Raw genomic sequence first — 9,987 nt, forward strand, 5'->3', positions numbered from 1 at the left:
GCGAACGGCGCACTCGTCGTCGTATACATTCCCGCACCCCCTCCCGCGCGTCACCGGTCTCGAATGTGTGTACGAGTCTACCGCCGGTCCGGCGGTAGCGCAAGAGTTCGAATAGGGCGGGGCGGTGCGGGGGAGAGGCCGCGGCGACTCGTCCCGGGAACACGCTCTCTGCTACGGTGTCGGGCATGTCGATCGCTCGCGCCTATTGGCGCTTTATGTGGGCTCCGGGTGGAGCCCGCGCCGCGAGCGCACGCGTCCGCTAGCCGGACGTCTCGACACCCGGAGCCCAGAGGCGGTGACCACACGGTCGCCGCCTTCCGCTATTTCACACGGCGGATCCGGGTGCGACCACGGGCACCTCACAGGATCACGGCACCCGGACCGCCACCAGCCCAGACACCAGGAGCGCACCGCCGTGACCATCACCGCCGAGAACCCCACCCAGACCGCCGACCGGCGCGTCCTGTCCTACTCGCCGCTGCCGACCCCCACCGAGATCCTCGGCGAACTCCCGCTGGGCGCGGCCCGCGAGGCGCTGGTCGAACGCAGCCGCACCGAGATCGCCGACGTACTGGCGGGCCGCGACGACCGACTGATCGTGGTGGTGGGGCCGTGCTCGGTCCACGACACGGACGCCGCGCTCGACTACGCCGGGCGGCTCGCGGCCCTGTCCGCGGAGGTCGCCGAGGATCTCCTGATCGTGATGCGCGTGTACTTCGAGAAGCCGCGGACCACCGTCGGGTGGAAGGGCCTCATCAACGACCCCGCCCTCGACGGCAGTTACGACATCCCGCGCGGCCTGCGCACCGCGCGCGCGCTGCTGCTCGACGTCCTGGACCTGGGCCTGCCGGTGGGGACCGAGTTCCTGGAGCCGACGAGCCCGCAGTACATCGCCGACGCCGTCTCCTGGGGCGCGATCGGGGCCCGCACCACCGAGAGCCAGGTGCACCGCCAGCTGGTGTCGGGCCTGTCGATGCCGGTGGGGTTCAAGAACGGGACCGACGGCGAGGTCCAGGTCGCCGTGGACGGGTGCAGGTCGTCGGCGGCGCGGCACGTGTTCTTCGGGACGGACGCCGAGGGCCGGGCCTCGGTGGTGGAGACCGCGGGCAACTCCGACTGCCACGTGATCCTGCGTGGCGGCACCGGTGGGCCCAATCACGACGCGGAGTCGGTCGCGGCCGCGGTGGCCTCGGTGGCGAAGGTCGGCCTGCCCGGACTGGTGATGGTCGACGCGAGCCACGCCAACTCCGGGAAGTCGCACGAGCGCCAGGCGGAGGTCGTGGCGGAGCTCGCCGACCGGATCGCCGGCGGCGAGCCGGGGATCTCCGGCCTCATGATCGAGAGCTTCCTCGAGCCGGGCGCGCAGTCCGTCGAGGCGGCGGAGTTGGTGTACGGCCGGTCCGTGACCGACGCCTGCATCGGGTGGGACACCACGGCGGAGGGCCTGCGGGGGCTCGCCGCCGCGGTGCGCGACCGCCGCCGCGGCTGAGTCGGGGGAGGCACGGAACGGGGGGTGCCGCGCGGTACTCTTTCCCGCGTGGACGCCTCCTCCCCGCTGTACTCCCTGTACGAGTCGCGACTCCGGTCGTCGCTCGACGGCGCCCGGCTGCCACGGCACATCGCGGTGATGGCGGACGGCAACCGCCGCTGGGCCAAGGAGGCGGGCTTCACCGACGTCGCCCACGGTCACCGCGCCGGGGCGGTGAAGATCGCCGAGATGCTGGGCTGGTGCGACGAGCTGGGGATCGAGGTCGCCACCATCTACCTGCTCAGCACCGAGAACCTCGGCCGGGAGGCAGAGGAGCTCGATGAGCTCCTGCAGATCATCGCCGACGTGGTGGACGAGATCACCGGACCGGGGAAGAACTGGGAGGTCCGGATGGTCGGCAGGCTGGAGGTGCTGCCCGATTGGCTGTCCGGGCGGCTGCGCTCGGCCGAGCGGGCGAGCACCGGCAGGCCGGGCGTCAAGGTCAACGTGGCGGTGGGGTACGGCGGCCGGCAGGAGATCGCCGACGCGGCCCGCGAGCTGGTGGCGCAGCTCATCGCCGAGGGCCGGACCGGGCAGGAGCTGGTCGACGGCATGACGGTGGAGGGGATCGGCGAGCACCTCTACACCTCCGGCCAGCCCGACCCCGACCTGGTGATCCGCACCTCCGGCGAGCAGCGGCTCTCCGGCTTCCTGCTGTGGCAGAGCGCGTACTCGGAGATCTGGTTCACCGAGGCGTACTGGCCCGCGTTCCGTCGCATCGACTTCCTGCGCGCGCTGCGCGACTACGGCGCCCGCAACCGCCGATTCGGGCACTGATGCCGGCGTCCGGGGCCGCCGCGCCGGAGCCGTTCACCGGCCGGGTCACGGTCCGGGCCGTCTGCGTGGTGGACCGGCTTCGGGCCGTGCGCGGCAGGGTCGGGGTGACCGCGATCGACAAGCGGCCCGTCGAGGGCCCGGTCGAGGTCCGGGAGTACGGCCTGCGCGGCGACGTCCAGGCCGACCGGGAGCACCACGGCGGCGTGTGGAAGGCGGTCTACCTGCTGTCCGACGACGACGTCGCGCAGTGGGAGCCGGAGTTCGGTGGGCCGATCCCGCCCGGGTTCTTCGGCGAGAACCTCCGCCTGACCGGCATCGACACCTCGCGGCTGCAGATCGGCACGGTGTTAGAGATGGGCACGGTGTTTGAGATGGGCGCCGGACCGCTGCGGCTGGAGATCACCACGCCCCGGATCCCGTGCGCGACCTTCGCCGACAGGGTCGGTCGGCCCCGGTGGGTCCGCCGCTTCACCGAGGCGGGCCGGCCGGGCGCGTACGCCCGCGTGCTGACCCCGGGCACCGTGCGGGCGGGGGACGAGGTCCGCGTCGCGGAGGTCCCGACGCACGGCGTCACCATCGGGCGGGTGTTCGCGGGGGTCGACGACGACGAGGCCGGCCGTCTGCTCGACGCGTACGCCCTCTCCGATCTCGCACCGAGCCTCGTGCGCAAGCTCGACCCCGCCACCGACATCCGGCCCGCCGACGGGGACTGAGGGACCTACGGCCGGGCGAGGTGGTCCCACACCGTCCCGGCGGTGCGCCACAGCTCGGGTGCCTGCGCGAGACCCACGTCGGGCAGGCGGAACGCGCCGCCGCCGCCCGCGGTGGTGGCGACCAGCGTGACCAGCCCGGCGCGGCGCTGCAGGGGCGAGCGGCGGATGTTCCACCCGAGGATCCCCTCCCGGCGGAGGACGTCGGTGCGCCGCAGCAGCGACCCCTTGCGCAGCGCCACCGCCCCGGCGGTGATCGCGTGACCGAGTCCGCGCGAGTTGTCCAGCCCGGCCCAGATCGCCACGGTCGCGGTCAGCACCGCCGCGACCAGCGGCACCCACCAGAGCCACGCCCAGATCACGGCGGGCACCAGGGCCGCGCCCGTGACCACCACGACGACGGCGATCGCCCGCACGAGCCTGCGCCGTCGAGCGGCGGGGGGATGGGCGTCGAACCCGGTGGGCACTGGCTCGCCGAGCACGGTCCCGGCGACGCGGGACGACACGGCGAGGGGGGAGGCGGGAACGAGGGCGGGGCTCTGCTTGGCCTTGCCCTCCTCGTCCTTGCCGGTGCCGGCGCCCGCGGCCACCACGTCGAGTCGCGCGGCCCCCAGGGTCCGCAGGCCCGGGGGTTGGCGGAGCGTGACGCCGCGCACCCGGCGGCCGTCGAACGTGGTGTGTCGGGCCACCAGCAGGCCGCGGTGCAGTTCGAGTGACCCGTCCCGGTGGTGGTCGAGGCGCAGGTTCCACCAGTTCTCCACGAAGATCGCGACCGAGGCGATGGTGCCCACCAGCAGCGCGAGCAGGAGGACGCCGGCGGCGATCACCGGTATCGGCAGCCCACTGATGCGGTCCCAGACCCAGGCCAGGACCTCGGGGACGGCGCCGAACCAGTCGGCCACCTGGAACACGATGCCGATCCCCGCCAGGCCGAACAGCGGCGTCATGACGCCGGCGGGGGCGTAGCGGACCCAGCCCGGGTCGAGCCGGACCAGCTCGGAGGAGTCGGTGGTGGCCCGTCCGGCGAGCAGGCGCCGCCGCAGGTCCTCGGCAACGTCCCGGTCGAGTGCGCCGAGGGTCATGCGCGAGCCGTCGGTCTCACCGCTGGCCAGGCGGACCGTGGCGACGCCCAGTCGGCGCTGGACCACGTCCGCGGTGATCTCCACGTTGCGTACCCGGCTGGTGGACAGCGTCGACGTGGTGCTGGAGAGGAAGCGGACGCGGCGCTCGACGCGGTGGGGGTCGACGCGGTAGCGGGTGACGGCCAACCGGGCGGCCTCGGAGACGGCGGTCGCGGAGGTGCCGACGAGCGTCCCGCCGATCGTCCGGAGCAGCCCCCATCCCACGCCGAGGCCGCCGAGCAGCATGCCGATGGCCACGGGCACCGCCGCGGCGACGAGGGCGCCGGCGGCCACCAGCGTCGTCGCGGGGATCGTCCGCGGGTCCAGCCGAACCCAGCCGGCCCCGGGGTCGGACTCCCGGGGGGCGCTCATGTCGCGTCCCGCTGATCGTCCTCGGCGAGGATCGTGAGGCGGTCGACCATCTCGGCCGCCCGTGCGGCGTCGAGGGCGCTGATCCGGACCGCCCCCTTGGACGAGGCGGTGGTGACGACGACGGTCGCGAGCCCAAACCACCGCTGCAGCGGGCCGCGGGTCTTGTCCACGGTCTGCACCCGGGACAGCGGCGCCGCGCGCCACTCCTCCCAGAACAGTCCACTACGGCTGTAGACGGCCACGTCGGTGGCCTCCCACCGGTGGATCGACCACCGGACGCGCGGGACCGTCACGAGAGCGGCGGCGGTGACAGCCGCCCACGCCGCCGCCGCCGCGAGTGCCCACGGGCCGAGGAACGGGCCCAGGCCGAGGAGGACGGGCAACGGCCAGACCATCCACGCGGCGACCTGGGCCGTCCACCACCGTCGGCAGCGGGGGTCGACGCGGTTGCGCGGGGGCCGCAGCCCCAGGTCCTCGGCCGTGGTCGTCATGAACCCAGCCTAGGCCCGGCTGTGGGAGGCTGGCGGGATGAGTCTCCTGCGGCGATACCGGGCCACCGGCGCGGACCTGCCCTTCGGCGATCCGCTCCCCGCGCACGGGGTGGCCATGGAGGGGTACTTCCTCCGGGTCTCCGACCGCGAGCGCGGGCGCGTGGTGATCGCGCTCATCGGGGTCAACCGGGGACCCGACGGCCACTGGGCCACGCTCGGCCTGGCCTCCGACGAGGTGATCCCGGCGGACGGGGCGGACGGATCCCGCCGGGCGGGGGACGGCTCCACCTCGTCGTCGTCGGGGGTCCTCTCCTCCCTCCGTCTTGCCGCGGCGCCCAGGGGATGGGCCGATCCCGACCGCCTGGGGGCCCGTTCCGGCGACCTGTTCGAGTACCGGCCGGACGGGGTGCGCGTGGACCTGGGGCCGGGGGCGCGACTGCACGTGGAGATCACCGATCCGGTGGGGTGGCCGCGCCGGGCCGTGGGTGGGTCGAGCGTCTTCCAGTCGGTGCCCGCCCTCAACCAGTACTGGCACCCCTGGCTGCTCGGCGGGAAGGCCCGCGGCTGGGCCGAGGTCGACGGTCGGCGTTGGGAGTTCGACGCCGCGGACGTCTACGGCGAGAAGAACTGGGGCGGTGAGGGGTTTCCCGACTCCTGGTGGTGGGGGCAGGCGCAGGCGTTCTCCGAGCCGGACACGTGCGTGGCGTTCGCGGGCGGGCAGGTCCACTCCGGACCGCTGCGGACCGAGGTCACCGCGCTGGTGGTGCGGCTGCCCGGCGGGAGGGTGGTGCGGCTGGGCAACCCCGTGGTCTCGCCGGTTCGCGCTGACGTGGGCGACGACGTGTGGGCCCTCGAGGGGCGGGGCTACGGCTGGCGTATCCGCGTCACCGGGCGCTCGCCGCTGTCCCGGGCGCACGTGCTGCCCGTACCGCTGCCCTCGGAGAAGCGGAACTCGGCCGGCGCGATCGAGCACCTCTCGGGAGAGCTCGAGGTGGAGGTCAGGCGCTACGGGCGGCTGGTCTGGCGCGACCGCAGCTCCCTGGCCGCGCTCGAGCACGGCGGACTCGACCGCGCGGAGGCGGAGCTGCGGCGGCGCGGCGTGCCGGTGGGGGAGACGGGCGCCCCGCCGCGGTAGGGGCGGCCGACGCGCCGTTGACGGTGTGGTGCCGATCACATAGTGTCCTGAAGTGGATTCAATTCGACTACCAGGGAGAGCTATGGCAGACAGCGGCGCAGAGGTGCGGGTCACCTCGGAGATGAAGATCCACGACGACGTCCCGATCGATCGGCTCCGCACATTGGTCGGCGACGTGAGCAGGGGTGCGGCGACGGAGGGTGGGCACATCCGGGGGCACAACTTCTATCTGGACGAGGAGGCGGGGATCCTCTTCGCCCACGAGCACTACCGGGATGCCGGAGCGATGGTCAAACACCTCGCCGAGATGGATCAGGGGACGGTCGCGGCACTGATGTCGTCGGTCGACGTGTTGGATCTCCGGGTCTACGGTCCCGTCAACGCCGAGCTGCGCGACCTGCTCGAGGGGTTCGGCAGGGTTCGGACCTTCGACCACGTCAGCGGCTTCACTCACATCTGAGTCGGCCGGCGGGGGCCGGGTTCCGGGGGTGTTCCCGGGGCCCGGCCCCCGCCGTGTCCGTTGGGGTCCCGCGTCTGGGAGCGGAGACTGACGCGTCAGCTAGAAAGCGCCCGCCACCTGCACGGGAGCGCGACCGGCGACGAATCTGCGCTGAGCTGGGCAAACGTCCACTTGGGTGTGAAAACAATGATTTCCTACTTTTCCGCAGTTATGTCTTGCATCACAGTGTGATTGTGGTTACGGTCTCCCTAAGTGAATTCAGCTCGGCTACCTGGAGGGCATGACATGACCGAAGATCAGCGACGCAAGAACCTGGATCTCGTGCGGGCGTACACGGACGCGCTCAACAAGTGGGACATCGAGACGATGGGCGAGCTGTCCACCGAGGACGTCGTCTTTGAGCTCCCGTTCCGTCCCCCGACCTTCGGCCGCGAGACGGTGGGCCGCGACGCGTACATGGAGGTCCTCGGCCAGGCCCGCGACCACATGATCGACGGCTCGGAGAACCTGCACGACCTCGAGATCGACACCCTGGCCTCGGACCCCGACGTGGTGATCGCCACCTACAAGAGCGACATGCTCCTGCGCAGCGGCACCCGGTACAAGAACGAGTACATCTCCCGCTTCGTCTGCCGTGACGGCAAGATCGCCCGCTTCGTCGAGTACTACGACTCGATCATCCTGTTCTGCGCGCTCGGCGGGACCCTCGTGGAGGCCGGCGAGTCCGAGCTCCTCCCCGAGGGCCTCAAGTCCTGAGCGACATCCCAGACACCCAGCCCCAGCACGGCAATCCGGAGGAGAACACCATGGGTAAGGAACTGCCCGACCCGAACACCGTCGTCGCCGACGCCCCCCAGTGCCCGTTCGTGGACATGTGGTCGGACGAGTACAACGAGAAGAACCTCGAGATCCTCAAGCACCTGCGCGAGGATCACGACCTGGCGTTCCACAAGCAGGGAAACACCACCGTCCCGCTGGTGACCCGCTACCAGGATCTGTGGAAGATCCACCGCGACTGGAAGACCTTCCAGTCCGGCCGTGGCGCCTCGCACCTCGCCGACCGTCGCTACGACGACCCGACCGACGTCGCCGTGTTCATCCCGCTCGACACCGACCCGCCGGTGCACAGCGAGTGGCGCAAGATCCTCGAGCCGCTGATGACCCTCAAGAAGATGGAAGCCCACGCGGAGCTCATCGAGACGATCGCCGCCGACCTGCTCAAGGGTCTCGAGGGGCGCACCCGGTTCAACGTGATGGACGAGTTCGTCCGTCCGCTGCAGGCCCGCGCGATCTTCGCCGTGATCCTCGGCGTGCCCAGCGACAGTGACCGGATCCTGCAGTTCTCGGCGTGGGCGCAGGACGCGCTCATCGTCCCCGAGCGCGCGGTCGAGGCCTTCGGCGCCCTCACGGAGGCGCTCCGCGAGATCCTCGAGGAGCGGCGGGCCAACCCGCGGGGCGAGGACGACATCGTGACGGTCCTGGCGAACTGCCGGCCCGGCGGGGAGGTCCCCGACGACGGCGACCTGCTCAAGATCATGATCGCGTTGACGCTCGGTGGGCTCGAATCCACGGGCACCGTGCTGAGCGGCACGATCCACCACATGGCCACGCATCCCGAGGACCTCAAGGAACTCCAGGACGACATGAGCCTGCTCGACGAGGCGATCGAGGAGGCGCTGCGGCTCTTCGTCAACGTGACGCTCACCCAGCGGACCGTCACCACCGAGACGACTCTCAACGGCTACGACCTCAAGCCCGGCGACAAGGTCTGGAACCTCCCGGGGTCGGCCAACCGCGACGAGTCGGTGTTCCCCGACGGCGACACCTGGAACGTGCGCCGCGAGAACAAGCGCCACGTCTCCTTCGGCGCCGGCATCCACCGCTGCCTCGGGTCCAACCTGGCCCGGATCTTCCTGCGGGTTGCCTTCACCTCCGTCCTCACCCGCATGCCGGGCGTGGCGCTCGTCCCGGATCAGGAGATCCACACCCACTCGATGCCGACCCGGGGACTCACCGAGTTCGAGGTCACCGTCGACGAGATCACCCCCGCCGCCGCGGTCAACTGACCGCGTACCGGACACAAAGAGAGGACACGTCATGAAGGTGAAGATCGACCACGAGTTCTGCGTGGGTCACGCCCGTTGCTACACGTTGGAGCCCGACTACATCGCCGAGGACGAGCGCGGCCGCGGGGTGGTCCGCGAGGACGCCCCGGAGATGTCCCCCGAGACGGCGCGCCGCCTCGTCCGGGCGTGCCCGGAATCCGCGATCTCCATCGTGCGCGAGTAGTCCAGCCCGACTAGGTGAGTTAGAGATGACCATGGTTTCCGAACCCCTGCAGTCCCAGTTCGTCGATCCGGGTGACCTCCCGGTCGGAGACGCCTCGCTCCTCGCCGTGGTCGCCGGTCGGCGGGAGTGCGCGCGCGGAGTCGTCGAGCTCGTCCTCGAGTCCGTCGACGGCGTCGACCTCCCGGCCTGGGAGCCCGGCGCCCACATCGACCTCGTGCTCGAGGACGACCTCATCCGGCAGTACTCCCTGTGTGGCGATCCCCTCGATCGCCGGAGCTACCGCGTGGCCGTCCTGCTCGAGCCCGAGGGTCGGGGCGGGTCGCGGCGCATCCACGAGCAGCTGTCGGTGGGGTCCCGGATCGAGGTGCGGGGCCCGCGGAACCACTTCCCGCTCCACCAGTCCCCGCGCTACCTGTTCATCGCCGGGGGCATCGGGGTCACCCCGATGCTCCCGATGGTGGGCGCCGCCGAGCGGGCCGGCGCGGACTGGCGCCTGGTCTACGGCGGTCGGTCCGAGGAGACCATGGCCTACCTGGACGAGTTGGGGGCCCTGGGCGACCGGGTGACCTTCTGGCCGGCGGACAGCAAGGGGCTGATCGATCTCGAGAAGTTCCTCGGGACGCCGGCCGAGGGGACCCTGGTCTACAGCTGTGGTCCGGAGCCGCTCCTGGCCGCCGTGGAGGCGCGCTGCGCGTCGTGGCCCGCCGGTGCGCTGAACCTCGAGCGCTTCTCGGCCGTCGAGATCGACACGTCCGCCGACACCGGCTTCGACGTCGAGCTCCGCCAGACGGGGACCACCCTGCACGTCAACGAGGACCAGACGATCCTCGAGGTGGTGACCGGGGCCGGGGTCTACGTCTCCACGTCCTGCACCGAGGGCACCTGCGGATCGTGCGAGACGCCGATCCTCGAGGGGCGCGCGGAGCACCGGGACGTGGTCCTGTCCCCCGAAGAGCAGGAGGAGGGCAAGACCATGATGATCTGCGTCTCCCGCGCCGCCTGCCCCAAGCTCGTGCTGGACCTGTAGGGGCGGTCTCCGCCCCCCACACCAACTCAGGAGGATCCATGCTCCCCAGGAGCTACAGCGAGTTCTACATCGATGGC

General features: G+C 71.6%; 11 protein-coding genes. 9 read left to right on the forward strand and 2 right to left on the reverse strand.

Annotated elements, in window-relative coordinates:
• Positions 1-415: 415 nt before the first annotated feature.
• The 3 genes from Q0444_RS04245 to Q0444_RS04255 are packed head-to-tail and all read left to right on the forward strand — an operon-like array spanning position 416 to position 3,018.
• Entirely contained in the window at positions 416-1,489 is a 1,074-nt protein-coding gene (locus Q0444_RS04245; protein WP_291079955.1) for a 3-deoxy-7-phosphoheptulonate synthase, read from the forward strand.
• A gap of 48 nt (positions 1,490-1,537) precedes the next feature.
• Positions 1,538-2,305, forward strand: a complete 768-nt coding sequence (locus Q0444_RS04250) for an isoprenyl transferase (protein ID WP_291079957.1) — start codon at positions 1,538-1,540, stop codon at positions 2,303-2,305.
• The gene (locus Q0444_RS04255; protein WP_291079959.1) at positions 2,305-3,018 is read left to right on the forward strand and encodes an MOSC domain-containing protein; all 714 of its coding nucleotides are present in this window, start codon (positions 2,305-2,307) and stop codon (positions 3,016-3,018) included. The genes Q0444_RS04250 and Q0444_RS04255 overlap by 1 nt, the downstream gene beginning before the upstream one ends.
• Positions 3,019-3,023: 5 nt before the next feature.
• Here the strand turns inward: Q0444_RS04255 and Q0444_RS04260 are convergent, their stop codons facing one another.
• Both Q0444_RS04260 and Q0444_RS04265 read right to left on the reverse strand, forming a co-directional pair.
• The gene (locus Q0444_RS04260) at positions 3,024-4,508 is read right to left on the reverse strand and encodes a PH domain-containing protein (RefSeq protein ID WP_299021641.1); all 1,485 of its coding nucleotides are present in this window, start codon (positions 4,506-4,508) and stop codon (positions 3,024-3,026) included.
• Positions 4,505-4,999 carry a PH domain-containing protein gene (locus tag Q0444_RS04265; RefSeq protein ID WP_291079963.1) on the reverse strand — a complete coding sequence of 165 codons (495 nt, stop codon included), beginning with the start codon at positions 4,997-4,999 and terminating at the stop codon, positions 4,505-4,507. Before Q0444_RS04265 ends, Q0444_RS04260 begins: the two co-directional genes overlap by 4 nt.
• Before the next feature lie 37 nt (positions 5,000-5,036).
• Between Q0444_RS04265 and Q0444_RS04270 the strand changes: the two genes are divergently transcribed.
• The 6 genes from Q0444_RS04270 to Q0444_RS04295 all read left to right on the forward strand — a co-directional run bounded on the left by Q0444_RS04270 (position 5,037) and on the right by Q0444_RS04295 (position 9,910).
• On the forward strand, positions 5,037-6,134 hold the full coding sequence (locus Q0444_RS04270; RefSeq protein ID WP_291079964.1) for a tocopherol cyclase family protein: 1,098 nt from the start codon (positions 5,037-5,039) through the stop codon (positions 6,132-6,134).
• 82 nt (positions 6,135-6,216) lie between these two features.
• Positions 6,217-6,594 carry a hypothetical protein gene (locus Q0444_RS04275; protein ID WP_291079965.1) on the forward strand — a complete coding sequence of 126 codons (378 nt, stop codon included), beginning with the start codon at positions 6,217-6,219 and terminating at the stop codon, positions 6,592-6,594.
• Between the two features lie 285 nt (positions 6,595-6,879).
• Positions 6,880-7,350 (forward strand): nuclear transport factor 2 family protein, encoded by a 471-nt coding sequence (locus Q0444_RS04280; protein ID WP_291079967.1) that lies wholly within the window; start codon positions 6,880-6,882, stop codon positions 7,348-7,350.
• A 50-nt stretch (positions 7,351-7,400) separates the two neighbouring features.
• Entirely contained in the window at positions 7,401-8,660 is a 1,260-nt protein-coding gene (locus tag Q0444_RS04285) for a cytochrome P450 (protein WP_299021645.1), read from the forward strand.
• 31 nt (positions 8,661-8,691) lie between these two features.
• A complete protein-coding gene (locus Q0444_RS04290) occupies positions 8,692-8,883 on the forward strand; it encodes a ferredoxin (RefSeq protein ID WP_291079971.1) in 192 nt (63 codons plus the stop codon).
• A gap of 25 nt (positions 8,884-8,908) precedes the next feature.
• Positions 8,909-9,910, forward strand: coding sequence for a PDR/VanB family oxidoreductase (locus Q0444_RS04295; RefSeq protein WP_299021648.1), 1,002 nt, complete (start codon positions 8,909-8,911; stop codon positions 9,908-9,910).
• Positions 9,911-9,987: the final 77 nt, after the last annotated feature.

The organism is uncultured Dietzia sp. (genome assembly GCF_937873725.1).
GTDB lineage: Bacteria > Actinomycetota > Actinomycetes > Mycobacteriales > Mycobacteriaceae > Dietzia.